22 protein-coding genes and 1 pseudogene are annotated in these 23,408 nt (G+C 71.2%); 6 read left to right on the plus strand and 17 right to left on the minus strand.

Going from position 1 to position 23,408, the window contains the following annotated elements; all coding sequences use genetic code 11:
- Position 1: 1 nt before the first annotated feature.
- Both ACZ4O3_RS06915 and ACZ4O3_RS06920 read right to left on the minus strand, forming a co-directional pair.
- Positions 2-934, minus strand: a complete 933-nt coding sequence (locus tag ACZ4O3_RS06915) for an aldo/keto reductase (protein ID WP_467721474.1) — start codon at positions 932-934, stop codon at positions 2-4.
- 48 nt (positions 935-982) lie between these two features.
- Entirely contained in the window at positions 983-1,843 is an 861-nt protein-coding gene (locus ACZ4O3_RS06920) for an aldo/keto reductase (RefSeq protein WP_467721475.1), read from the minus strand.
- Positions 1,844-2,068: 225 nt separating this feature from the next.
- On the opposite strand from ACZ4O3_RS06920, the gene ACZ4O3_RS06925 reads away from it, so the two are divergent.
- Positions 2,069-3,076, plus strand: coding sequence for a hypothetical protein (locus tag ACZ4O3_RS06925; protein WP_467721476.1), 1,008 nt, complete (start codon positions 2,069-2,071; stop codon positions 3,074-3,076).
- Between the two features lie 54 nt (positions 3,077-3,130).
- Here ACZ4O3_RS06925 and ACZ4O3_RS06930 read toward each other — a convergent pair whose 3' ends face one another.
- From ACZ4O3_RS06930 to ACZ4O3_RS06945, 4 genes and pseudogenes are all read right to left on the minus strand, one after another.
- A complete protein-coding gene (locus ACZ4O3_RS06930) occupies positions 3,131-3,886 on the minus strand; it encodes a tetratricopeptide repeat protein (RefSeq protein ID WP_384994692.1) in 756 nt (251 codons plus the stop codon).
- Between the two features lie 70 nt (positions 3,887-3,956).
- A complete protein-coding gene (locus ACZ4O3_RS06935) occupies positions 3,957-4,751 on the minus strand; it encodes an SGNH/GDSL hydrolase family protein (RefSeq protein WP_384994694.1) in 795 nt (264 codons plus the stop codon).
- Positions 4,752-5,596: 845 nt separating this feature from the next.
- Positions 5,597-7,024, minus strand: coding sequence for a ricin-type beta-trefoil lectin domain protein (locus ACZ4O3_RS06940; protein WP_467721477.1), 1,428 nt, complete (start codon positions 7,022-7,024; stop codon positions 5,597-5,599).
- A gap of 397 nt (positions 7,025-7,421) precedes the next feature.
- A pseudogene (locus ACZ4O3_RS06945) lies at positions 7,422-8,345 on the minus strand (ATP-binding cassette domain-containing protein); the annotation flags it as partial.
- On the opposite strand from ACZ4O3_RS06945, the gene ACZ4O3_RS06950 reads away from it, so the two are divergent.
- Both ACZ4O3_RS06950 and ACZ4O3_RS06955 read left to right on the plus strand, forming a co-directional pair.
- Positions 8,345-8,467: a hypothetical protein gene (locus tag ACZ4O3_RS06950; RefSeq protein ID WP_362731589.1), complete on the plus strand. Its 123-nt coding sequence runs from the start codon at positions 8,345-8,347 to the stop codon at positions 8,465-8,467. The pseudogene ACZ4O3_RS06945 and the gene ACZ4O3_RS06950 overlap by 1 nt on opposite strands.
- Before the next feature lie 22 nt (positions 8,468-8,489).
- Positions 8,490-9,305: a DUF427 domain-containing protein gene (locus ACZ4O3_RS06955; RefSeq protein WP_362731591.1), complete on the plus strand. Its 816-nt coding sequence runs from the start codon at positions 8,490-8,492 to the stop codon at positions 9,303-9,305.
- An 18-nt stretch (positions 9,306-9,323) separates the two neighbouring features.
- Here the strand turns inward: ACZ4O3_RS06955 and ACZ4O3_RS06960 are convergent, their stop codons facing one another.
- From ACZ4O3_RS06960 to ACZ4O3_RS06990, 7 genes are all read right to left on the minus strand, one after another.
- Positions 9,324-10,145, minus strand: a complete 822-nt coding sequence (locus tag ACZ4O3_RS06960; RefSeq protein ID WP_362731593.1) for a DUF1684 domain-containing protein — start codon at positions 10,143-10,145, stop codon at positions 9,324-9,326.
- 566 nt (positions 10,146-10,711) lie between these two features.
- A complete protein-coding gene (locus ACZ4O3_RS06965) occupies positions 10,712-11,623 on the minus strand; it encodes a GlxA family transcriptional regulator (protein ID WP_467721478.1) in 912 nt (303 codons plus the stop codon).
- 10 nt (positions 11,624-11,633) lie between these two features.
- Positions 11,634-12,233 carry a cysteine hydrolase family protein gene (locus ACZ4O3_RS06970; RefSeq protein ID WP_362728395.1) on the minus strand — a complete coding sequence of 200 codons (600 nt, stop codon included), beginning with the start codon at positions 12,231-12,233 and terminating at the stop codon, positions 11,634-11,636.
- Positions 12,234-12,327: 94 nt separating this feature from the next.
- Positions 12,328-13,650: an epoxide hydrolase family protein gene (locus tag ACZ4O3_RS06975; protein ID WP_467721479.1), complete on the minus strand. Its 1,323-nt coding sequence runs from the start codon at positions 13,648-13,650 to the stop codon at positions 12,328-12,330.
- Positions 13,651-13,868: 218 nt separating this feature from the next.
- Positions 13,869-14,552, minus strand: coding sequence for a 3-oxoacid CoA-transferase subunit B (locus ACZ4O3_RS06980; protein ID WP_362728391.1), 684 nt, complete (start codon positions 14,550-14,552; stop codon positions 13,869-13,871).
- Positions 14,549-15,220 carry a 3-oxoacid CoA-transferase subunit A gene (locus ACZ4O3_RS06985; protein WP_467721480.1) on the minus strand — a complete coding sequence of 224 codons (672 nt, stop codon included), beginning with the start codon at positions 15,218-15,220 and terminating at the stop codon, positions 14,549-14,551. Before ACZ4O3_RS06985 ends, ACZ4O3_RS06980 begins: the two co-directional genes overlap by 4 nt.
- Complete coding sequence (locus ACZ4O3_RS06990; protein ID WP_384994729.1) at positions 15,217-16,419, minus strand: thiolase family protein; 1,203 nt, start codon at positions 16,417-16,419, stop codon at positions 15,217-15,219. The genes ACZ4O3_RS06985 and ACZ4O3_RS06990 overlap by 4 nt, the downstream gene beginning before the upstream one ends.
- An 83-nt stretch (positions 16,420-16,502) precedes the next feature.
- On the opposite strand from ACZ4O3_RS06990, the gene ACZ4O3_RS06995 reads away from it, so the two are divergent.
- The gene (locus tag ACZ4O3_RS06995) at positions 16,503-17,420 is read left to right on the plus strand and encodes a LysR substrate-binding domain-containing protein (protein WP_362728779.1); all 918 of its coding nucleotides are present in this window, start codon (positions 16,503-16,505) and stop codon (positions 17,418-17,420) included.
- Positions 17,417-18,361, plus strand: a complete 945-nt coding sequence (locus ACZ4O3_RS07000) for an AraC family transcriptional regulator (protein ID WP_467721481.1) — start codon at positions 17,417-17,419, stop codon at positions 18,359-18,361. The genes ACZ4O3_RS06995 and ACZ4O3_RS07000 overlap by 4 nt, the downstream gene beginning before the upstream one ends.
- Before the next feature lie 12 nt (positions 18,362-18,373).
- Here ACZ4O3_RS07000 and ACZ4O3_RS07005 read toward each other — a convergent pair whose 3' ends face one another.
- From ACZ4O3_RS07005 to ACZ4O3_RS07020, 4 genes are all read right to left on the minus strand, one after another.
- On the minus strand, positions 18,374-19,282 hold the full coding sequence (locus ACZ4O3_RS07005) for an intradiol ring-cleavage dioxygenase (protein WP_467721482.1): 909 nt from the start codon (positions 19,280-19,282) through the stop codon (positions 18,374-18,376).
- Positions 19,279-20,325, minus strand: coding sequence for a maleylacetate reductase (locus tag ACZ4O3_RS07010; RefSeq protein ID WP_467721483.1), 1,047 nt, complete (start codon positions 20,323-20,325; stop codon positions 19,279-19,281). Before ACZ4O3_RS07010 ends, ACZ4O3_RS07005 begins: the two co-directional genes overlap by 4 nt.
- A 3-nt stretch (positions 20,326-20,328) precedes the next feature.
- Entirely contained in the window at positions 20,329-22,122 is a 1,794-nt protein-coding gene (locus ACZ4O3_RS07015; protein WP_467721484.1) for an FAD-dependent oxidoreductase, read from the minus strand.
- A gap of 127 nt (positions 22,123-22,249) precedes the next feature.
- Positions 22,250-22,696: an anthrone oxygenase family protein gene (locus tag ACZ4O3_RS07020; RefSeq protein WP_384994745.1), complete on the minus strand. Its 447-nt coding sequence runs from the start codon at positions 22,694-22,696 to the stop codon at positions 22,250-22,252.
- A 91-nt stretch (positions 22,697-22,787) separates the two neighbouring features.
- Between ACZ4O3_RS07020 and ACZ4O3_RS07025 the strand changes: the two genes are divergently transcribed.
- The gene (locus ACZ4O3_RS07025; protein WP_467721485.1) at positions 22,788-23,366 is read left to right on the plus strand and encodes a TetR/AcrR family transcriptional regulator; all 579 of its coding nucleotides are present in this window, start codon (positions 22,788-22,790) and stop codon (positions 23,364-23,366) included.
- The last annotated feature ends 42 nt before the right edge of the window (positions 23,367-23,408 follow it).

Raw genomic sequence — 23,408 nt, forward strand, 5'->3', positions numbered from 1 at the left:
GTCAGGGCACGATGTACTGGGCGGCGCGGAACAGTTCGTACCACTCCGCACGGGTCAGGGGGACGTCCGATCCGAGGGCGGCGTCCGCGACGCGCTGCGGGGTGGTCGTGCCGATGACCACCTGCATCCGGGCGGGGTGGCGGGTGATCCAGGCCGTCGCGATGGCCAGGGACGGCACCTCGTACTTCGCCGCCAGCCGGTCGATGACGGCGTTGAGTTCGGGGTGGCGCTCGGAGCCGAGGAAGGGCCCGTCGAAGAAGCCGGCCTGGAACGGCGACCAGGCCTGCACGGTGATGTCGTGCAGTCGGCAGTAGTCCAGGAGCCCGTCGTCACGGCTGACCGACTGGTCCAGGCCCTGCATGTTGGCCGCGACGCCCTGCGCGACGAGCGGGGCGTGCGTGATCGACAGCTGGAGCTGGTTCGCCACCAGCGGCTGACTGACATGGCGGCGCAGCAGGTCGATCTGGCGAGGGGTGTGGTTCGAGACGCCGAAGGCCCGCACCTTGCCCGCCGCGGCCAGGTCGTCGAAGGCACGTGCGACCTCTTCGGGTTCGACCAGGGCGTCGGGACGGTGCAGCAGCAGGATGTCGAGGTAGTCGGTGCCGAGAGCCTTGAGCGAACCGTCCACCGACTCGACGAGGTGCTCATAGGAGAAGTCGAAGTACGGGCCTTCGCCGACGATGCCCGCCTTCGACTGGATGATCAGCTTTTCGCGCTGCGAGGGGCTCAGCCGCATCGCCTCGGCGAAACGCCGCTCGCAGCCGTGCAGTTCGCTGCCGTACACGTCGGCGTGGTCGAGGAACGTGATGCCGGCGTCCATCGCGGTCGCGAGGAGTTCTCGGACCTCGGCGTCGCTCTTGTCCTGGATGCGCATCAGGCCGAGCACGATGTTCGGGACGACCATGTCGGTGCCGGGCAGTTTGAACGTCTTCACGATCGGGTCCTTCTCCATCAGTGGGTGGGCGGTGCGGTGCCGGGCACCTCAGGCCGCCGACAGGCGGGAAATCTGCTCCGCGGTCAGCTCGACGTCGGTGGCGGCCGCCGAGTCACGGATGCTTTCGGGGCGGGAGGCCCCGGGAATCGGGACCACCACGGGCGCCAGGGCGAGCTCCCAGGCCAGGGTCACCCGGTAGACGCTGACGCCCACCTCGTTCGCGACCTCGCGGAAGGCGGCCTGCTGCGCCGAGAGTTCGGGCGCGTTCGCGATGCCGCCCAGTGGGCTCCAGGGCAGGAACGCGATCCCGAGTTCGGCGCAGTGCTCCAGCTCGCGCAGACTGGAGCGGAACCGGGGCGAGAACTGGTTCTGGACCGAGGCGAGGCGACCGCCCAGGATCTGGTTCGCCTCGTCGATCTGGTCCACGGTCGCGTTCGAGATGCCCGCCATGCGGATCACGCCCTCGTCGAGCAGGTCACGGATCGCGCCGATCGAATCGGCGTACGGGACGCGCGGGTCGGGGCGGTGGAACTGGTAGAGGCCGATCGCCTCGACGCCGAGGCGCTTGGCCGACTCCTTGGCGGCCCGCTTGAGATGGGCGGGATCACCGTTCACGGTCCAGCTGCCGTCGCCGGGCCGCAGGTGGCCCCCCTTCGTCGCGACCAGCACGTCGTCCGCTCCCCGGCCGTACGTGCGCAGGGCCCCGGCGATGAGCTCCTCGTTGTGGCCGACCTCGGCGGCGTCGCGGTGGTACGCGTCCGCCGTGTCGACGAACGTGACACCGGCGTCCAGCGCGGCGTGGATCGTCGCGATCGATCTGCCGGCTTCGGGGCGGCCCTCGATGGACATCGGCATGCCGCCGAGCCCGATCGCCGAAACCGTCCGTCCGCCGATCGTGCGTTGCTTCATCGGACGTCTCCTCCGGGTGTGGAAGACAGGTGGTCGAGGTCTTCCCGTGCGGAAGGCCTGCTCGGCCGAGCCTAGGAATCGATGATTCAGAGGTCCAACAGTTGTTGGTCATGGCATTGAGAAGGGGAATCGATGAGTGTGTCCGGCGCGTACATCTCGCCGCCCCGGCCGGACGCCGGGACGGTGCCTGCGGCGCCGTCACGACGCACGGGTACGGTTCGTCGCGTGGACGCTGACGTGGAGCTGGACGCGGACGGATGGGAGTCGCGGCACCGGGCCGCGTACGGGTGCGGTGCCTGGGAGCGGGCCTGTCGTCAGGGGGGCCTGATGACCGCCTGGCACCAGGAGCAGGATCTCCTCTTCGGCGCGCCCGCGTCCCGGCGGCACGCCGCTGAGCCGGGCGCACGCGTGAAGTGGCCGTGGGGGAGCGGCCCGCACACCCTTGGTCTCCTGCTGTGGCGGACCGCCTACGACGCCGGAATCCTCGTCGACGAAGTCCCCCTGGCCGATGTCCTGCGCTACTGCGACCCCGCGGCCGCTCCGCCCGCGGCGGGCCCGATGCCCGACGCGGCCCGCGACGGTGGGATCGGGGTCGGCGGAGTCGAGGCGGTGGCCAGGGTCAGACCCGTACTGCTCGCCCATCTCGCCCCCGAACTCCCGCGTGCGGCCCTGGCCGGGGCGCGGCCGGCGGCGACGGTCGGCTACCGCGTCCGGGAGATCCTGGCGACACCCGACTGGGACCGCGGCGACTGGCCGGCGGTGATCGCGCTGGCCCGGCAGGCGATGCGGCGGGCCGACGTTCTCCGGGAACAGGGGAGCTGGCGGCCCGGTGCCCGGGAACGGTCCCTGTACGGCCGCATGTCCCTGGACCGCGAACCGGCCGACGTCATCGGCGCGCGGGGTGGCCGGGCCCCGGGCTGGCTGGCCCGCGCAACGTACCTGGTCGGCCTCGCCGACGTGCTCTCCGGGGCCGTCGAGGCGATGCCGCGCGACGACGGAGGAACCCCGGAGCCGCTGGCGCAGGCCCTGGAGGCCACGGCTCGTGCCTGCGCCGGGCTGCGGACCAGCACCGAGGAGGTACGGCTCCTGTGGGCGGCCGAGCCGCAGGAGCCGCGGGATGCGGCCGACTGGGAGCTGTCCCGCGTACCGGAGACCCTGCGGGTCCAGACGGAGGAGACGCGGGAGCTGGTACGGACGCTCTCCGCCTTCCTGTGGGCGCTGGCGTGCGCGTGACCGGCCGGTGCGCGTCACAAGTGGGCAGGGCCGGCGCTGCCCGGGCCGCACCGCTCAGATGAAGTCGCCCCGTCGCTCCACGGGGTTGACGGCGTCGCGTCGCTGCTGCGCCGCGCGGGCCGTCCGCGTCGCCGCCTCCTCGCGCAGGTGTGCCTGGCTCTGCAGGGCCATCATCGACCCGAGCGGATGGCGGCCGGTCATCGGGTTGTCCACGCAGGACCGGTAGAGGGCGGCGGCGCGCCCGGTGTCCTGGTAGAGGGTGCGGTAGAGCTCGGCGGCACGGTACTGGGCGTAGGGGTGGCCGCGCTCGGCGGCCGCCAGGAAGTGCTCCAGCGCGTGTTCCGCGGGCGTGCGGGTCAGCGGCAGCAGCCGCTCCAGGTACAGCTCGCCCAGGGCCAGCATGGCTTCGGGTTCGCCCAGCCGGGCCGCGGCCCGGTAGTGGCGGGCCGCCTCGTCGAGTGACTGGGCCATACCCGCCTCGGGGCAGCCCTGGTGGTACAGCGCGCCGAGGTAGTAGGCCGCCCGCGGCGAACCGGTGCTCTGCCGCAGCAGCGGCACCGCGATCGCGTAGTGGCCCTGCAGATAGGCGATGTGCCCCAGGAGTTCCACGGCGGCGTCGTGACCGGCGGAGGCTGCGGTCTCCAGGAAATAGGGGGCCGCGGCGCGGTGTTGCGCGCTGTTCCAGCAGTGCAGACCGATCTGGTAGTGGTCCTCGGCACTGGTCGGCTCGCGGCCGTCCACGGTGAAGTCGGTTCCCTGCCAGTGCGCCACGTCGCCGCCCCCTTCGCCCCGGCCCGCCGCGGCGGGCACCCATGGGTCATTGTGCCTCGCGCGCAGGCACCCCGGGAGCCCGGTGCCTGCGCGCGCGGTCGTGGGCCGGTCAGCTGTTGGCGTTGAGGACGGGGTAGAAGCCGGAAGCGTGGCCGGTGGCGGTGGGGTGGTAGGACTCCCAGGTCGGCGAGATGACGATGGAGTGCAGCCAGTCGTCTCCGGAGCACAGTTCGTGCCCGTTGAACGTGGTGCGGACGTCGCCGAAGACGAAGCCGTGCGCGGCGGCCCTGCCCTGGATGACGCTGTCGAGGACGTCCGAGGCCTCGTCGATCTTGCGGTGCTTGGTGTCGCTGAGCCCGATGCAGAAGACGTTGAGGGTGTAGAGGTGCGGGTAACCCAGCACGACCACCTTGGCGTTGGGCGCCTTGGCGCGGATCGCGGCGTAGGTGGCGTCGAGGCGGCCGGGCAGGGTGTTCCGCGCGTACGTCTCGGCCTGGTTGACCCTGTTGACGCAGTCGGAGTCCGAATCCGTGGCGCAGGCCGTCATGACGTCGGCGAAGCCCGCGTCGTTCCCGCCGATGGTGACGGAGACCAGCGTGGTGGCGGAGTTGAGGGGGCCGAGCTGGGAGTTCGTCACGTCGGTGGTGACCGCGCCGGAGCAGGCCGTGTCCGCGAAGGACGACGGGGCGTGCGCGTTCTTCCAGAGGTAGGGGTAGGAGCTGAGGCTGCGGTGGCAGCTGCCGCTCGCGCTGTCGTAGTTGCCCGCGCCGTTGCCGGCGGAGTACGAGTCGCCCAGCGCGACGTACACCGGTCCGGCGGCCTCGGCCGGAGCGGCCAGACCCAGGCTGATGAGGACTGCGGCGCCCAGAGCTGCGAGCAGGGACAGCGACTTGGTCGATCTCACGGGACCTCCAGAAGTGGAATGTCGGATTCCATCGGGTGGCGCACGAAAGGAGCGTGAGGTTGATGTGCACATGACAGATCACCCTCTTGTGGCGCTCCTCGTTCGCGCCCTGGCCTCGCGGGGACGGGACCAGGGCGCTGGTGAACGGGGAGGGCCGCCGCGAGAGGGCGGTGAGACACCCCCGGTGGACCGGTGGGGGTGGTGTGCGGGCCGCGAGGACGCGGCCGGCCGTCAGTGCGTGCCGGTGCCGTACGAGTTCGGCATCCCGGTCACGGGACCGGCGGCGGGGGCCGAGGCGCGCGCGCCGCGGTGGCAGTACCTGCGTAGCCGGGCGCGGCGGTGGAGGGCTGGTGGCCTGGGCGAGGTGCTCCTGCCGCGTCGGGGCCGTGCGGGGGCTCCGCTCCTGTGTGTTGCGGCGGCCGCGTCGTCGCGGGGGGTCGGGCTGTTCCTCGGCGGGGACCCGTCTGTGCGGGTGGCGGTGAGAGTCGTCGGGGCGGTTGCCGTCGTCGGGCCGGGCGCTGTGGCGATCGGTTCCGTGCGTCTCGCGGTGCTGGGCTTCTTGATCCGCATGCGTTCCTCCTGTGGGGGGATGCGGGTCAGAGGGGCGAGTGGGTACGGCACACGGGCCCGCCGGATGGGCAGGCTGGACGTGCTCCTGACAATTTCAATTCTGAAGTATCGTGAGTCCAGGCGCTGTCGGCAAGCCATCGGGCGCAGAATTTACGCGCGTAACACCTGGCCCTCCGGCGCGCCACGAACTGCGTTCCGAGCGATCGCCCGCGAACCGCCGCGCTCCGTCACACGCATGTGTGACGGAGCGCATTCAAGGAGGCCGTTCTGCCCTGTCAGGCCGGCAGGTGGAACTGCTGGTTGGTGCCGCCGGCGCAGGTCCAGATCTGCAGCCGGGCGCCGTTGGCGGTCGACTTGTCGGTGACGTCGAGGCACTTGCCGGACGCGGGGTTCACCAGGGTGTCGCCGCTGCTCCGCTGCCAGACCTGGGCGCCGGTGCCGTTGCAGTCGTACAACTGGACCTTCGTGCCGTTGGCGGTGCCGGCGGCGGTGAGGTCCATGCACTTGCCGAGACTGCGGACGGTGCCGTCGGACCCCACGGTCCACTGCTGGGCGCCGGTGCCGTTGCAGTCATACATCTGAACGGCCGTGCCGTTGGCGCTGCTTGCCGCCGCGACGTCCACGCACTTGCCGCCGAGCCCGGTGATCTGGCCGGTGGACCCGGTGGGCGGCGGGGTCGTCGTACCGCCGGTCACGGTGTTGAAGGTGCTGGAGAACTGCCAGGCGCTCTGCGGAGTCCCGCTGCAGGTGTCGGAGAGCTGGCCGTTGGTGGCGCACGCCTTGTCGCGGCCGAGTGCCCAGAAGGCGAGTTCCTGGATGCCCTTGGACTTGGCGAAGTCGGCGAGGGTGGTGGCGTTGCCGGTGGTGAAGATCTCGCTGGTGTCGTCGTTGACCCCGATCATCGGGGTGTTGCCCTCCATCGCCCACAGCTCGGAGTCGGACTTCTCCGGCCAGATGGCGCCGAGCTGGCTGCGCAGGGCGGTGGCGGCGTCGGTGGCCGCCTTGCCCATGTCCCGGGTCCCGTCGTAGTAGTCCATCGTCATGATGTTGACGAGATTGACGGTGAGCCCGTTGCTCTTGGCGTTGGACAGCAGCTTCGTGCCGTTGCCGTCCAGGCCGTTCGGCATGGAGGGCAGGGTGTACTGGACGTCCAGCTTGCGTCCGGCGGCGGCGTACTCCTGCTGGAGCTGGACGAGGGCCTTGTTCCGGCGGTCGTTGGCCGCGGTGTCGGCGATCGCACTGCCCTCGATGTCGAAGTCGACCCGGGTGAGGTTGAGGGTGTCGATGACCTTCTTGTACTGGGCCTTGAGCGAGGCCACGGTGGTACAGGCCTGTGCCTCCTCGGTGCCGGAGGCGCCGCCGAAGGAGGCGATGACGTCGCCGCCCGCGCCGCGCAGGGAGTTGATCGCCGAAGTCCAGCCGGCATCGGTGACGGGGGTGTCACCGTTGAACATGGCGTTGCAGCCGCCGCCGTCGATGACGAAGGCGAGCGTGAAGTACTTCAGGCCCGTGGCGGTGCGGGCGTTGGTCATGGCCGAGGGCGAGTTCCACGTCTCGACGTACGGCGCGGCGTAGTGGGCGGGGAAGCCAGGGCCGGGGTTGGCGGCGGCACTCGCGGAGCCGCCGGCGGCGAGGAGGGCGGCGGCGGCCGTCGCGAGGACTGCGGGAAGGGCGGTGAGGGCTCTGGCGGTCGATCTGATCACAGGACGGCTCCTGTCATGAACGCGTGACGCGCGAGGTGGGGGTGCCGAGACAGAGCATGCGGGAGCTGCAGCGGTACGTTCACATAACTGAATGATGGTTCCACTGCTGAACCATCGATGGTTGAAGACGGTATGGACTAGACCAGCTGCGCGTCAATACCCCGTACATCGACCGCACTTCAGGCGCCGGGGCCCGCCGGCGGCCCAGCGCGCCGAGCGCGGCGGTCGCCGTCGTACCGGATGCGCCGCGCCAGGTGCCGTCGAAGCCGAGCCGTTCCCCGTCCTCCAGGAGCTGAAGGGTCTCCTCACAGACCGGGGCAGGGGACGTCGTCCGCGGGGTCGCCGGGGTCAGGAAGGCGAGTGAGGCGACGGCCGGAGTGCTCAGGGGTGCCGGTCTTCAGTCCGTGGTGGTTTCGGGGGCGGGGGACCGGCCGCCCGGGATCGCCGCCAGCAGCTCCCGGGTGTACTCGTGGCGGGGCTCGGCGAACAGGTCCTCCGGCGGGCCCGTCTCGACGACGCGCCCGGCCCGCATGACGGCGACCTGGTGCGCGATCTGCCGTACGACCGCCAGGTCGTGCGAGATGAACAGATACGCCACGCCGGTGTCCGCCTGCAACTCGGCCAGCAGGTCCAGGACTTGGGCCTGCACGGAGACGTCGAGCGCGGAGACGGGTTCGTCACACACCACCAGGTCGGGGGAGAGCGCCAGGGCCCGCGCGATGGCCACCCGCTGGCGCTGTCCGCCCGACAGCTCCGCCGCTCGCCGCTCGAGCGTCGCGGCGGGCAGCGCGACCCGGTCGAGGAGCTCGCGGGCGCGGTCGAGCCGGGCGGTGCGGTCGCCGACCCTGAACGCCCGCAGCGGCTCGGTGACCACCTCGCCGATGGACAGGCGCGGGTCGAGCGAGGCGTAGGGGTTCTGGTAGACGAGCTGGGCGCGCCGGCGCAGCTGTCTGACCTCGGCGCCCCTGGCGGTGGTGACGTCGGCTCCGTCGAACAGCACCTGCCCGGAGGTCGCCTCGGCCAGGCGCAGGATCAGCCGGGCGGTGGTGGACTTGCCCGAGCCCGACTCCCCGACCAGGGCGAGGGTCTGCCCGCGCCGCAGGGTGAGGCTGACGTCGTCCACCGCGCGCAGGGCGTGGGCCGGGCCACCGGCCCGCGGCAGCCTGAACTCCTTGACCAGGTGGCGTGCCTCGACCAGTGGAACCGTCGTGTCGGCGGGGGCGGCGGCGACCGGGGTGCGGGGACGGGCCGTGGTCAGGCTCGGGGCCGCGGCCAACAGCCGCCGGGTGTAGTCGTGCTGAGGGTCGGCGAGGACGGCGCGTGCCCGCCGGGACCTTCGCCGGCAGGCGGAACGGTGACGCGCGGGCCGGCTCGGACTGCGAACCCGTCCCGCTGTGGGAGCGTGCCAGGGGGCGCCCCCACGTCGCCGACGTCACCCTGTGAGCAAGCCGAAGGAGAGCCGGTCATGACCACATTCCCCACCGCGCGGGCCGTGCGGACCACCCCCGAGGGGCTCTTGTGGGAGCCGAGCGAGCGCTGGGTGCGCGGCCGCAAGGGCGAGGTCACGGTCGTCGACAGCCGCCACCCCGTCCTCGTGTGGGAGCCAGGGGTGCCCGTACCGTTGTACGCGTTCCCGCGCACGGAGGTCCGGCAGGATCTGCTCCGCCCCGCGAGGAACCCCCCGACGGGCACGCACACCGGGTCGCGGATCTTCTACGACCTGGACGTCGACGGCGAGCCGGTGGAGAACGCCGCCTGGACCTTCCCGGCCGCCGACCTGGCCGGTCACATCGCCTTCGAGTGGTTCAGCCGCGTCGGACGGGGGCTCGACCACTGGTACGAGGAGGAGGAAGAGATCTTCATCCATCCCCGTGACCCGCACAAGCGGGTGGACGCCATCCCCAGCAGCCGGCACCTGGTGGTCGAGATCGACGGCACGGTCGTCGCGGACACCCGCCGGCCGGTCCTGCTCTTCGAGACCGGCCTGCCCACGCGCTACTACGTCCCGCGTGAGGACGTGCGCCTCGACCTGCTCGAAGCCACCGAACACCACACCGGCTGCCCCTACAAGGGCACGGCCCATTACTGGTCGTGGCGCGGCGCCGCCGACGTCCCGCCCCACCTGGTCTGGAGCTATCCGGACCCGCTCCCCGCGGTCGGCGCCGTCCAGGGGCTGCTCGCCTTCTACAACGAGGCCGTCGACATCACCCTCGACGGTGAACGGCTGGAGCGCCCCGTCACCCACTTCACCAGGACGCTGACGGAACCGCCGCGCCCCTGACGGCGGCCGCGCCTCCCGTCAGGGCTGTCCGCCGCGCTCCACCGGGATCTTCTCGCCCGTCTCGATCGCGACCGGCAGCCGGTTCTCGGCCGGCGGCAGCGGGCAGGTGGCCAGGTCCGTGTAGGCGCAGGGCAGGTTGGCGGCGCGGTTGAAGTCGATCGTCACCCTCCCCTCGGCGTCGGGGGCGGGGACCTTCAGGGAGCGGTTGGCCGCGTACGTGGTCACCCCGGAGGTCTTGTCGGTGAACAGCACCATCAGGGCGCCGGGCGTCCCGCCGTTGAACGCGGTGAGCCGGTGCACGGCGCCGTCCAGTTCGAACTCGACCTGACCGGGTGAGTCGTACACGTGCTCCAGGCCCTCGACGGCGGCGCCGACGGTCACCGGGCGCGGGGTACCGAAGGGCCGGAAGCGGCCGGCGAGCACCCAGCGCGGGTCGGGCTCGTAGGCAGGTGTCCCCGTGAACGCCGTCCGCAGCGCGTTGTCCGGGTGGCGGGGGCGCACGATGTCGTGTCCGCCGCGCTTGGCGACCTCGACCACCGCGTCACCCCAGCCGGCGTACACACTGGCGCGTTCGGCGAGGACACCGAAGTCGTGGCGGCCCCGCACGGCCTGCCCGTCGACGGTCAGCTCCTCGCCCTCGTCCAGCTCGACGACCACACCGTCGGCCGTGGCCGACCAGGCGCCGGGCGCGTCGTCGAACCGGGTCGGCTCGTCGCTGAGCCAGTGCAGACCGGTGATCGCGAGGAACCCGTGCGGGCCGGCCAGCACCGCCTCCTTCTGCCGGTGCCACTCCTGCCACTCCTGTACGAAGCTCACCCGGTCGACGTCCTGAACGGTCATGTCGGCTCCCTCTGGCTGCGCATCCTGTCCTTCCTTCTCTGCAACAGCCGCGCCCGCGCGCGTTCATCCCGCCGGGAGATGTTTCACGTTCCCGCAATGTGAGGGCTGTGACCGCACGGCAGGCCGCGATGTCGTCGAGCGTGCCGCGCGAACCGCCGCGACGCCGAGGGCCGTGGCGGGGGTGACCTGCTGGAGCCGGATCCAGCGTTTCTTCCCCCTGGGTTTCTCCCTCGCCGGCTCACTCGGCCACCCGGCGCGGGGTCAGCGACCGGTCGGGTGCGTGGGCGGCGGCGCCGGGCCGCGGGACGGTGCCGTCACCGCCGATCTCGACGGCGACAGGGCCCGGCAGGGCCGGGGCGTGAGGTCCGGCGGACGGGACGGCAGCGCCCAGAGACCTGCGGAAGGGCGGACGGCGGAGCAGGTGCGGCGGTGGCCGACATGTCGACGGACGTTCGGCCGCACGCCGGAGCACACACCCCGCGGTGTGCCACCGGATGCGCGCATCGGCCGCCCCCGAAGTGGTCGAGGGCGGTCGGCGCGTGCGTGATGGCGTGCGCTGCTGCCGGTCAGTGCTTGCGGGCCCGCAGGCGGCGCAGCATGCGGGGGTCCTCGAAGCCGACGGCGCGGGCAGCGGCATCGACGGTGGCGCCGTGACCGATGAGGTGGTCGGCGCGTTCGAGGCGGAGGGTCTGCTGATAGCGGAGCGGGGTGAGGCCGCCGGTGGCGCGGGTGAAGAGGCGGGTGAGGGTACGTTCGCTCACTCCCACCGCCGTGGCCAGGCTGGACAGCGGCAGTGGGTGGTCGAAGCGGGCGTCGATCAGGTCCTGGGCGCGGTGCACGGTGTCGTCGAGGTGGGATCGGTGTCGGAGCATGGCGCTGGCCTGCGGGTCGTGGCCGTTGCGCCGTGCGTAGACGACCATGTCGCGGGCCACCCGTGCGGCGAGGGCCGGGCCGTGCCGGGTGGCGATCAGGTGCAGGGCCAGGTCGATACCGCTGGCGATGCCGGCCGAGGTGACCACCCGGTCGTCGGCGGTGTACAGGACATCGCGGACGACCGTCGTCCTCGGGTAGCGGCGGGCGAGCTCGTCCTGCACATCGTGATGGGTGGTGCAGCGGCGGCCGTCGAGCAGGCCGGCCCGCCCGAGTGCCTCGGCTCCGGCGCAGACACTGGCGACGGTGCCGCCGGCGGCGTGGTGGTCCCGGAGAGCCCGCAGGCAGGCCGCGCCGACGGCGGGGCTGCCGGCCAGGGTGGGCGCCCGCCAGCCGGGCACCACGATCAGGTCCTCGGGGCCGAGTCCGGGCCAGTCGAGCCGGGCCGCCAGGGGCAGGCCCTGAGCGGTGGGGACCAGCGGCTGCTCGGCGACGTAGCTGAGCGTCCAGGGGTGCCCGAAGTCGGCGGCCGTGGAGAAGACCTGTGCCGGGCCTGCCAGGTCCAGCAGGTGGAGTCCTGGCAGCAGGAGGAAGGCGACGTGGCTCACGATCCGGTCATCATGCCCGAGAACCGGCGGCGGCCTCCAGCTGTCCGACGGTGGCGATGGTGGCGAAGCGCCCGGCAAGGGCGTACTCGGTGCGCCTGATGACCTCTTCGGCGCTCAGGGTGCGGGGGTCCGAGAGCAGCTCGGCGACGCTCTGTTCGGCGGGAGCGTCACGGTGCGGGATGGGGTTGGTCGCGGTGGCGTCGGTGACGAAGGTGACGAGATAGCCGTAGTCGGCGGCGATGCGGGTGGTGGTCTCCACGCACTGTTCGGTTCGGATGCCGCAGACGGTGAGCTCGCGGACGCCGCGCTCGGTGAGGAGTTGTTGCAGGTTGGTGGTGGTGAACGCGTTGTGCGAGGTCTTGTGGATCAGGGGTTCCGTGTCCAGTCGCTGCAACTCCTCCATCACCCGGACATGGCCGAGGGCGGGGTCGAAGACATCGCCGCTGCCGGGCTCGGCATGCAGTACCCACACCACCAGGTCGCCGGCCTGGCGGGCGAGCCGTACCAGGCGGTCCACCTGGTGGGCGATCTTCGGGTTGGAGATGGTCTCCCACAGCGGGCGGGCGCGGAAGGACTCCTGGACGTCGATGACGATCAGTGCGCGGGTCATGTTTCCCAGCCTGACCGACGGCACCGGAGTGACGACAGGCCCCATCGGGTCCGGGTGCGGACCGATCCGGTCACGGGGTGGAGCCGGGCGGCGCCTACTTGCCGGCGGTCTTCCGGGTGATGCGCAGTGGTGAGAACGCGGCGCGGAGCTCGTCCGTGAAGATGCCCGGGACCTCCCAGGCCGCGAAGTGGCCGCCACTGCGGGCCTTGTGGTAGTAGATGAGGTCGTGGTACGCGCGTGACGTCCAGCTGCGCGGGGCCTGGTAGATCTCGCCGGGGAACACCGTGACGGCGGCCGGGACGGACACGGACACGGCGTTGAAGTTGTTGGCGTTGTTCTCCCAGTAGAGACGTGACGAGGAGACCGCGGTGTTCGTCACCCAGTAGAGGGTGATGTCGTTGAGCATCTCGTCCTTGGTGAGCACGCGCTCGGGGTGACCCCCGCTGTAGGTCCACGCCGCGAACTTGTCGTACATCCAGGCGGCCAGTCCGGCGGGCGAGTCCGTCAGCCCGTATCCCTCGGTCTGCGGGCGGGTGACCATCATGGCCGAGTAGCCGGAACCCGTCTTGTAGAAGGCGGCCAGCTGGTTGTAGGCGGCCTTCTCGTCCGGATCGAGGCCGGCCGGTACCGGGTCACCGCAGGCGAGTTTCTTCGCGATGTCCGGCGGCACCGTGGCCGGGAAGTTGACATGGATTCCGAGCAGCCCGGGGGGTTTCTGCACAGCCATCCTGTCGGAGATCACGGCGCCCCAGTCCCCGCCCTGGGAGACGTAGTGCCGGTATCCCAGACGTTCCATCAGCACGGCCCAGGCACGCGCGATGCGGTCGGGATTCCAGCCGGTGGTCGCCGGCCGTTCCGAGAAGCCGTAGCCGGGCATCGACGGGATGACGAGGTGAAAGGCGTCCTCGGCACGCCCCCCGTGGGCGGTGGGGTCGCTCAGCGGCCCGATGACCTTCAGGAACTCCAGAATGGAGCCCGGCCAGCCATGGGTCAGGATGACCGGGAGGGCGTTCGCGTGGCGGGAACGGACATGGATGAACTGGATGTCCAGTCCGTCTATCTCCGTCACGTACATCGGCAGGGAGTTGAGTGTCTCCTCGATGTTCCGCCAGTTGTACGTCGTCCCCCAGTACCGGGTGAGCTCCTTCATCGTGGCCAGCTGGACGCCCTGGGACTGGTCGCGGACGGTTTCGCGGTCGGGCCATCGTGTCGCCCTGACGCGCCGACGGAGCTCGGCCAGGTCCTGTTCCGGGACATGCACGCGAAAGGGGCGGATGCTCTGTCTCTCGCTCAGGGACTCGGGCTTTGCGGAATTGCCCCAGGCCCGTAGGCCGAACACCCCCGTCGCGACGGTCGCCGCGCTCGCCGAGGTGGAGATGAATTTCCTGCGGGAGCACGAACGGAGAAATTCGGGCATGGGAGATCTCCTTGGGCAATTCCGGAATCCGGAGCCGCGAAGCGCGCGAAGGGGCGCTGTCTCGATGAGTCGACTCGTCGACCCGGAAAGGAAGGGTGCGTACGGAGACCGCACCGCAGGCCAGCCGCATGTCACTGCCTGTAACGGTATCTGCCTGTCCGTGACCGTGCAACTCGAACGAGTGAATGCACCGACGTCGGCCATGCGGCCGACCCGGTTCACACGAGCTGTTCAGGGGTGCCGGTCTCCAACGGCAGGCCCAGGCGGTCGGCGAGTTCGCGTACGCCGACGCCGAAGGTCTGCCGCACCCGGACCCCGCCCGGCGTGAGGTCGAAGACGGCCAGATCCGTGTAGACGCGGTCCACGCAGGCCAGGCCGGTCAGCGGATAGCCGCACTCGGCGACCAGCTTGGGTTCTCCGTCCCGCGTGAAGAGGTTCATCATCACGAACACCTTCTTCGCCCCGATGGCCAGATCCATGGCTCCGCCGACCGCCGGAATGGCGTCGGGTGCGCCGGTGTGCCAGTTGGCCAGGTCGCCGTGTGCCGAGACCTGGAACGCGCCGAGGACACAGATGTCCAGATGGCCGCCGCGCATCATCGCGAAGGAGTCCGCGTGGTGGAAGTAGGCGGCACCCGGGAGTTCGGTGACGGGAACCTTGCCCGCGTTGGTCAGGTCCGGATCGATCTGGTCCTCCGCGGCGGCCGGCCCCATGTTGAGCATGCCGTTCTCGGTGTGCAGGACCACGCCGGAACCGGGGGAGAGGTGGTCGGCCACGAGGGTCGGCTGGCCGATCCCCAGGTTGACGAAGGATCCGTGCGGGATGTCGCGGGCGATCAGGGCGGCGATGTCGTGCTTGCCCAGCGGGCCCTTGCCGCCGGCCGTCGCGGATGTCCGGGTCATGAGTGATCAGCCACCTGTACTACTCGGTCGACGAAGATACTGGGCGTCACGACGGTCTCGGGATCGATCTCGCCGGTCTCGACGACCTCGCGGACCTGGGCGACCACGGTGGTGGCCGCGGTGGCCATGACGGGACCGAAGTTGCGCGCGGTCTTGCGGTAGACGAGGTTGCCCATCCGGTCCGCGCGATGAGCGCCGATCAGCGCGACGTCTCCGGCGATGGGGTACTCCAGCACATGGAGGCGGCCGCCGATCTCACGCACCTCCTTGCCTTCGGCGAGCAGCGTGCCGGCACCGGTGGGGCAGAAGAAGGCACCGATACCCGCTCCCGCCGCCCGCAGCCGTTCGGCCAGCGTGCCCTGGGGGACGACTTCGAGCTCGATCCGGCCCGCCCGGTAGAGGCCGTCGAACACCCAGGAGTCCGCCTGCCGGGGGAAGGAACAGATCACCTTGCGGACCCGTCCCTTGGCCAGCAGCGCCGCCAGACCGGTGTCGCCGTTGCCGGCGTTGTTGGAGACGACCGTGAGGCCGGTCGCTCCCTGCCGGATCAGCGCGTCGATCAGCGCCACCGGCATGCCCGCCATGCCGAAGCCTCCGACGAGCACCGTGGCGCCGTCCTGGACACCGGCGACCGCCTCGTCCGCGTGAGCACACAGCTTCGTGGTCACCTGGCGCCCCCGGCGACGTTCTCCAGGACCACGGCGAGGGCCTGGCCGACACCGATACAGATCGCCGCGACGCCCCACCGCGTGCCGGACTCCTGCAGCCGGCGGCCGAGGGTGCCCAGCAGCCGGCCGCCCGACGCACCGAGAGGATGGCCGAGCGCAATGGCCCCGCCCTTGGTGTTGACGATCTCCGGGTCGACATCCCACGCGTCCACGCACGCCAGCGCCTGCACGGCGAACGCCTCGTTCAGTTCGACGGCGTCGACGTCGGCCCAGGAGATGCCCGCACGCTTGAGCGCCCTGTTCGCGGCCTCGACGGGCGCGTATCCGAACATCTGCGGATCCAGCGCGGCCACGCCGCGGCCCGCGACGCGGGCGAGCGGATCCACGCCGATGCGGTCGGCGGCCGCGCCCGAACCGAGCAGCACCGCGGAGGCGCCGTCGTTCAGCGGCGAGGCGTTTCCGGCCGTGATGAGGCCGTCGGGGCGGTAGGCGGGCCTGAGCGTGGCGAGCTTCTCCATGGTGGACCCGGGGCGGATGCCCTCGTCGCGTTCCAGAACGGTCCGCTCGCCGTCCGACACGGGGACGATCAGGTCGTCGTAGAAGCCCGCGTTCCAGGCGTCGTCGGCGAGACGGTGGGAGCGGAGCGCGAACGCGTCCTGGCGCTCACGGGAGATGGCGAAGCGGTCGACGAGCTGCTCGTTCGCCTCGCCCAGGGAGACCGTCCACTCCTTGGGCATGCGCTCGTTGACCAGGCGCCAGCCGAGCGTGGTGGACACGGCGGTGACGTCCCCGACGGGGAAGCCGCGCCCGGGCTTGGGCAGCACCCACGGGGCGCGGGTCATCGACTCGACTCCGCCGGTGAGGACGATGTCCGCGTCGCCGCTCTCGATGGCGCGCGAGGCGATCAGGGCGGCGTCGAGGGACGATCCGCACAGGCGGTTGACGGTGGTCGCGGGCACCGAGGTGGGCAGCCCCGCCAGCAGGACGGCCATCCTGCCGACGTTGCGGTTGTCCTCGCCGGCGCCGTTGGCGTTGCCCCAGACGACGTCGTCGATGCGTCCGGGATCCAGTGCGGGTGTCTTGGCGAGGACCCCGCCGATGACCTGTGCCGCGAGGTCGTCGGGCCGGACCTCGGAGAGGGCGCCCCTGAAGCGGCCGAAGGGGGTTCGCGCCGCCGAGTAGAGATAGCTGTCGGTCATACCGTCACGGTAGGAGCACGGACTTCGACCCGTCCAAGACCCAATCCGTATGGATTGATAAGTCGGTCTTATAGAATCGGGGTATGGAACTGCGGCAGATCCGGTACTTCCTGGCGCTGGCCGAGGAATGTCACTTCGGGCGGGCGGCCACCCGCCTGCACGTGGCTCAACCGGCCCTCTCCCAGCAGATCAAACAGCTGGAGAAGGAGCTCAGGACCACACTGTTCACCCGCTCCACCCGGCACGTCGCCCTGACCGAGGCCGGCCACCACCTCCTGGAGCACGCCCGCACCCTGGTCGCGGAGGAGGAGCGCGCCCGCCGGCACATGACGGAGCTGGCCGGCGGCCACGCCGGACGGGTCTCGACCGGCTTCATCGGCACCGCCACCTACGACCTGCTGCCGCAGGTCGCACGCACCGTACGAGCCCGGCTGCCCGGGATCACCATGGACCTGCGCGGCGAACTCCTCACCCCCGACCTGGTCGACGGACTGCTCTCCGGCGCCTACGACCTGGCCGTCCTGCGCGGCCCCGCCGACCACGAGGACATCCGCACCACCCCCCTGCGCACCGAGTCCCTGGTGGCCGTACTGCCCTCGCACCATCCCCTCGCGGCCCGCCGACGCGTCTCGCTCAAGGCGCTGGCCGACGAGCCCTTCGTCGTCCACTCCTCGCGCTCCTCCATGTACGGCCGGGTCCTGGCCGCATGCCGGCGCGCCGGATTCCAGCCCACCTCGCTGATGGAGGTCGGGGAGACGGCCACGCTGGTCGTCTTCGTGGCCGCCGGACACGGCGTCGCCCTCGTGCCCTCACCGGTCCAGAGCCTCCGTCTCGCCAGCGTCGCCTACGTGCCCCTCACCCAGACGGAATCCGTCGACCTGGTCCTCGCGCGCCATGCCCGGCGCACCACGCCCGCCACCGAACAGGTCGCCTCGGTGATCGAAGAATGTGTGGACGGTCCCGAACACCGGCAGGCCCCGCCCTCTACGCTGGAGGAATGACGAGCGGCACAACAAGTGCACCGGTGCGCTTCAGTACGACCGGTCTTCCCGAGGCGGAACGCATCGCCCTGTGGGAAGAGCACAACGCAGAGGCCCTGATCGGGCTGCGCTGCCGTTCCCTGCACGACACCGCCCTCGACGCGACGGAGATCAATCTCCAGCTGCCACGGGCTCATCTCGCCCGGGTCCTCGGCAGCCCCCACGTCGTCGAACGGCCCGACGCCGAGATCCGCCGCGTGCCCTCGGACGCCGTGGCCTGCTATCTGACCCTGGCCGGGGACGCCTTCTTCTACTACGACGACGGCGTACGGCTGCTGCGTCCGGGCCAGCTGCTGGTCTGTGACGCCGACCAGCCCTTCATCCGGGGCTTCTCGCACGGCCTGGAGGAACTCGCGGTCAAGATCCCCCACCAGGTGTGGCGTGACCTCGGCGGGCCGGCCTCCCTGCCCCAGCCGCTGGTGATCGACGCCGGCGCCGTCCACACCCGGACGCTCGCCGCCGTCGTCGCCGGGGCGCTGCCACCGGAGTCCTCCACGGCGGGGAACGTCGACGAGGACGCCGTGCTCGACCTGCTCGTGTCCGCCGCGAGCGGCCGCGTCCCCTCCCTGTCCACCGTCCACCTGACCGTCGCGAAGACCTACATCGACGAGCACCTGTCCGACACGGGGCTCTCGGCGGCCCGCATCGCCCGCGGCATCGGGATCAGCGAGCGCCATCTGTCCCGGGTCTTCGCCGCCGGCGACACGAGCGTGCCGCGGTATCTGCTGCACCGCCGCCTCGAACGCGCCCGCGCACTGCTGGGCACCGGGGGAGAGGCGACCGTGGCCGAGGTGGCCGCGCGCTGCGGGTTCGCCTCGGCCGCCCATTTCTCCCACCGGTTCAAGGAGCGCTACGGCCTGCGTGCCACCGACGTCCTGCGCGAGGCGCGGGTCCGGCCGTAGCGGGTCGCGGGTTCACGCGCCGTCGGGTGCCAGCACGATGTCGAAGCGGACCCGGGACCAGGACCGTTCGCCGAGATCCCGTCCGTCCGGCGTGGGCGTACCCGCCGGCTGGGTGACGAAGTCCTTCACCAGCGACTCCTTGACCCCGAACACGGAGTCCCGGTCCAGCAGTTCGTCACCGCGGACGAAGATGTGCGTGACCAGCGTGCGCCGCGCCGGAGCGCTCACCATGAAGTGCAGGTGGGACGCCCGCATCGGGGACCGGCCGGTCGCCGCCAGCAACCCGCCCACCGGCCCGTCGTGCGGAATGGGGTACGGCGTCGGCGTGAGCCCCCAGAACCGGTAGCGGCCCTCGGAATCGCTGAACAGGTGTGCCCGCGCCGCCATCCGGTCGTCCCCGTACTGCGTGTCGTAGAAGCCGTCCTCGTCGGCCTCCCACACCTCGATCCGCGCTCCGGCCACGGGCTCCCCCGCGTCGTCGGTGACGGTGCCCTCCACCCAGCATGGTTGTCCGGCGGCCCCGAAGGCGAGATCGCCGCCCTGGGCTATCTCGGGGCTGTTGTCGACGAAGAACGGGCCGAAGACCGTGGCCTCGGTGGCGTCGCCGTACGCTTCGTTGTTCACGGCGACCGTCTGCATGGAGGCTCCGAGCACGTCCGACAGCAGGATGAACTCCTGGCGGCGCTCGTCGGTGATGTGTCCGGTACGGGTGAGGAACTCGATCCCCTCGGTCCACTCGTCCTCGGTGAGCCGGACCTCTCGGACGAACGCGTGCAGGTGGTGGACCAGCGACTGCATGATCTCGCGCAGCCGGGGGTCGGCGCAGTCGTCGAAGGACGCCAGCACCTGCCGGGTGATCCGCTCCTCACGCTCCTGCTGCCCGGCCGGGACGGCCCTGCGCGGGGTACGGGTGTCGTTCATCGGGCCTCCCAGGCGTTCCGTACGAGATCGGTGATCCCGTCGAGGGTGACGGGCCGCGGATTACCCGCGGGCGCGGTGGCCACGACGGCCTCGGCCACGGCCGCCACACCGTCCCGGGGCATCCCGAGGTCGCGCAGCGAGCGCGGCGCGCCGAGCCGGTCACGGAGGCCGACCAGCCCCTCCACGGCCGTCGGGGAGCCGAAGGCGGCGGCCAGACGTCGCTCGGCGTCCGGGGCGAAGGGCACGTTGAAGGCGAGGACATGGGGAAGGACCACCGCGTGGGTCTGGGCGTGCGGAAGGTTGAACATCCCGCCCAGCACATGGCACACCTTGTGGTGCAGTCCCGAGCCCGCGGAGGCGAACGCCGCGGCGGACAGGTAGGCGCCGTACAGAGCCTGTTCCCGCCCGTCCAGCGCCTGCGGGTCCTTGACGACCAGCGGCAGCCCGCTCCGCAGCGCCCGCACGCCCTCGGCGGCGAGGGCCTGGTTGATCGGATCGGTCCGCGGGGCCCACATCGAGTCCACGCAGTGGGCCAGCGCGTTGAGACCCGAGGCGACACTCAGCCCGACCGGAAGGGAGAGCGTGAGCGAGGCGTCGTAGACGACGGCACGCGGCAGGACCCTCGCGTCCGTACCGGTGGTCTTCACGGAGTTCTCGGTCAGCCCCCACACGGCGGTGGCCTCCGAGCCGGCGTAGGTGGTCGGGACGGCGACGATCGGCAGCCCCGTGGTCAGCGCGACCGCCTTGGCCAGTCCCGTGGTGGAGCCGCCGCCGACACTGACCAGGGCGTCGACCTCCCGTTCCACGGCCGCCGTACGAGCCCGTACGGCGACCTCGACGGGAACGTGCATGACGACGTCGTCGTGCCGGTGGACCACCGGCAGGCCGGCGGTGACGCGATCGGCGAACTCCCGCTCGGTCGCTCCCGCGACCACCATCACCCGCCGGGCACCGAGCGCGGCGACCTCCGCGGCCAGGCCCTCCGCGGCCGCGCCGGAGGCGAACCGCACCCGCTGCGGCAGCGTGTCGTGGACGAATCGCACGGTCTAGTCCCTTCCCAGGACGGAGAGCAGAGCGGCACGCAGCCGGTCCTCGGGGTCGTCGGGCAGCTCCATGGCCCGCCACGCGATGTGCTTGTCGGGCCGCACCAGCAGCACACCGCTCTCGTCGGTCCCGCGCAGCTTGGCCCAGTCGTAGTAGAGGTCGGTCACTTCCCGGCCCGGGCCGATGACGACGGTGGCGAGCGGCACGCCCAGTTCCTCGCCGACCTTCCGGGCCGCCCGCTCCCACGCCTCGCCCGCGATGCCGGTCAGCAGCGTCCAGCGGTCGTACGGCGCCAGGTCCATCAGCGCGAGACGATGTGCGCTGTCCCCGACCCAGGCGTGGGGCAGATGCGCGCCGGGGACGGTCGACATCTCGTAGTACAGATCCGCGTCCCGTGCGGGCACGGGCAGTCGGCTGCCGTCGGAGACGACGGCAGCCGAGGCGTAGTGCTGGCCCAGCTCCACACCGTGCGCGTTGAACTCGTAGTTCTTCAGCTCCATCGCCCGCACCAGCGCGGCCCTCTTGGCGGCTCCGGCAGGGGTGTTGGCCTTGCGCTCCTCGATCGCGGCCGTCATCGCGGCCTCGTCCGGCGCCCCGAGGACGCCCAGTGCCTCGAAGATGTCGACGAACTCGCGGCTGGACTTGTTGGCACGCTTGACGATGCGCTCGGCGACGGGCGCCCGCTCTGCCGTGTAGGTCTCCAACAGCCCTGGTCCGGCATGCCCCTTGAGCACGGCCGCGATCTTCCAGGCGAGATTGTAGGCGTCCTGGACGGAGGTGTTGGAGCCCAGACCGTTGCTCGGCGGGTGCCGGTGCACGGCGTCGCCCGCACAGAACACGCGGCCCTGGTGCAGCCGGGTCGCGTACATCTCGTTGTTGCCCCACAGGCTGGTGCCGGTGATCTCCACTTCCAGGTCGGGTGCCCCGAGGAGGTTGCGGACGATCTGTACGGCGGCGGCCTCGTCGACGACCGGGGGTTCCCCGGCGATGTCGTAACCCCACACGATCAGCCACTCGTTCCACGGACGCACCATGCGCACCAGCCCGGCGCCGATGCCGCCCACGTTCGAGCCGGGCTGGACGACCCAGTACAGGACGGACGGCCGGTGGGCGACGTAGCGGCTGATGTCGGCCTTGAACGTGATGTTCATCGAGCCGGCGATGTCCATCGCGCCCTCGAAGGGCAGACCGATGTCCGCGGCGACCTTGGAGCGGGCGCCGTCCGCGCCGATCAGGTACTTCGCGCGGATGCTGTACTCGTGCCCGGTGAGCCGGTCCAGCACCCGCACGGTGACTCCGTCCGCGTCCTGGGTGTGGGACAGGTACTCGCTGGAGAACCGGGTCTGCGCGCCGCGCTGTGTCGCGTTGCGGACCAGGATCGGTTCGAGATACGTCTGCGGGATGTCCACGGTCAGGCAGGGGGACGCCAGCCGGTAGTCCGCCTCGCGGTCCGGCCGGGTCCCCCAGGTGTGGATACGGCCGATCTCCTCTCCGGTGATGCTGGTGCAGAACACCGTGTCGCCGACGAGGGAGTGGTCCGTCGCGTCGGCCAGCACCTGTGCCTCGATGCCCAGATCGCGGAAGACCTCCATCGAGCGCTGGTTGGTGATGTGCGCGCGGGGGGTGTTCGCCGTCCACCGGTACTTCGTGATCATGATGGTGTCGACGCCCAGCGTCGCCAGCAGCAGAGCCGAGGAGGCGCCGGCGGGGCCGGAACCGACGACCACGACGTCGGTCGTGACGGCCGAGTCCGCGGGCGGCTCGGTCTCGGACATCCCGTCGTTGAACATGGGCATCGTGCTGACCTTTCATCCATGCGGGGGCGTTGCGCCAGTGTGGGACCGACGTGGACGGCGCGGAACGGCTCGGCGGCGAGGTCGGCGGATCCACCAAGACATGGCGGATCCACGAAGGCCCGTGGGTTCAGGCGAGGGCGGCGGCCAGCAGGGTGAAGGCGGCGACGATGACGGCGACGCGGAGGTAGTGGAAGCGGTCCCAGCGGTTCATCTGCTCCTTCCAGTCCTCGGGCCGGTTCTCGGCGGTCCACGTCCTGCCCCGGTTGTTGATCGGGACCAGCAGCAGGACCGACATGACCACGCTGACGATCAGCAGCGCGCCGGCGCTCGCGACGAGTCCGGCGCCGTGGTGGTGCCGTCCGGCGCCGGCCCAGACCCCGACGAGGACGAGCGAGGTGAGGTACCAGAGGGGCATCACGCCGCCGAGCAGCCGGGCGCCGTGGCTGCGGCCGTGCTGAGCGCTGTCACCGGGGAGGCCGTCGAGGATCGGATTGACGAAGAAGGCGACGGAGAACTCCACCCCCACCATCACGCCGACGGCGACGGTGGTGAAGACCTCCAGTGCATGGAGCATGACGACCCCTCCTGGAACCTAGCGTTGCTAGATGACGGGTCGACGCTATCGCTACTGTCGCTCGATTGTCTAGCGGTGCTAGAGTCGAGTCATGTCGGTACAGGAACGCAAGGAGCGTGAGCGGGCGGGCCGTGAACGCCTCATCTTGGCCACGGCCCGCGAACTCGCCGAGCAGCAGGGCTGGGACGCGGTGACCACCCGCCGCCTCGCCGAGCGCATCGAGTACAGCCAGCCCGTCCTCTACAGCCACTTTCGCGGCAAGCGCGAGATCATCGGCGCCGTCGCCCTGGAGGGCGCCGCCGAGATGGCCGCGGCGCTGCGGTCCGCGGCCTCGGCCGCGGACGGCCCGCGCGACCGGGTCACCGCCCTCGCCCGCGCCTACCTCGGCTTCGCCGAACGCAACCCGGCGGTCTACGACGCCATGTTCCAGCTCGACGGCGGCCTGGCGTTCGCGAGGGAGGACACCCCGGAGCCGCTGAAGGACGCCTTCGCCGCCCTGCTGGAGAGCCTCGCCGAGGTCGCCGGTGACGGTGTCCAACCAGGGCTGTTCACCGAGGTGTTCTGGGCGGCGCTGCACGGGTTGGCGACCCTGACCCGGGCGGGACGGCTGCCGCCCGGGGACGCCGAACGGAGGGTCGAACTGCTCGTGGACCGGCTCGCCGTGGTCTGAGCGGTCGTCAGGGCCTGCCCGGCCCGCACCCGGCGCGGTCCG

Source organism: Streptomyces sp. NPDC026515 (assembly GCF_055567595.1).

What these genes read in the sequence shown, in the direction of transcription:
- ACZ4O3_RS06975 (WP_467721479.1), bottom strand. Translation starts at nt 13,650, where the DNA reads ATGCCCGAATTTCTCCGTTCGTGCTCCCGCAGGAAATTCATCTCCACC.
- ACZ4O3_RS07005 (WP_467721482.1), bottom strand. Translation starts at nt 19,282, where the DNA reads ATGAACGACACCCGTACCCCGCGCAGGGCCGTCCCGGCCGGGCAGCAG.
- ACZ4O3_RS06995 (WP_362728779.1), top strand. Translation starts at nt 16,503, where the DNA reads ATGGAACTGCGGCAGATCCGGTACTTCCTGGCGCTGGCCGAGGAATGT.
- ACZ4O3_RS07020 (WP_384994745.1), bottom strand. Translation starts at nt 22,696, where the DNA reads ATGCTCCATGCACTGGAGGTCTTCACCACCGTCGCCGTCGGCGTGATG.
- ACZ4O3_RS06955 (WP_362731591.1), top strand. Translation starts at nt 8,490, where the DNA reads ATGACCACATTCCCCACCGCGCGGGCCGTGCGGACCACCCCCGAGGGG.
- ACZ4O3_RS07015 (WP_467721484.1), bottom strand. Translation starts at nt 22,122, where the DNA reads ATGCCCATGTTCAACGACGGGATGTCCGAGACCGAGCCGCCCGCGGAC.
- ACZ4O3_RS06990 (WP_384994729.1), bottom strand. Translation starts at nt 16,419, where the DNA reads ATGACCGACAGCTATCTCTACTCGGCGGCGCGAACCCCCTTCGGCCGC.
- ACZ4O3_RS07000 (WP_467721481.1), top strand. Translation starts at nt 17,417, where the DNA reads ATGACGAGCGGCACAACAAGTGCACCGGTGCGCTTCAGTACGACCGGT.
- ACZ4O3_RS07025 (WP_467721485.1), top strand. Translation starts at nt 22,788, where the DNA reads ATGTCGGTACAGGAACGCAAGGAGCGTGAGCGGGCGGGCCGTGAACGC.
- ACZ4O3_RS06960 (WP_362731593.1), bottom strand. Translation starts at nt 10,145, where the DNA reads ATGACCGTTCAGGACGTCGACCGGGTGAGCTTCGTACAGGAGTGGCAG.
- ACZ4O3_RS06970 (WP_362728395.1), bottom strand. Translation starts at nt 12,233, where the DNA reads ATGACCCGCGCACTGATCGTCATCGACGTCCAGGAGTCCTTCCGCGCC.
- ACZ4O3_RS06980 (WP_362728391.1), bottom strand. Translation starts at nt 14,552, where the DNA reads ATGACCCGGACATCCGCGACGGCCGGCGGCAAGGGCCCGCTGGGCAAG.
- ACZ4O3_RS06920 (WP_467721475.1), bottom strand. Translation starts at nt 1,843, where the DNA reads ATGAAGCAACGCACGATCGGCGGACGGACGGTTTCGGCGATCGGGCTC.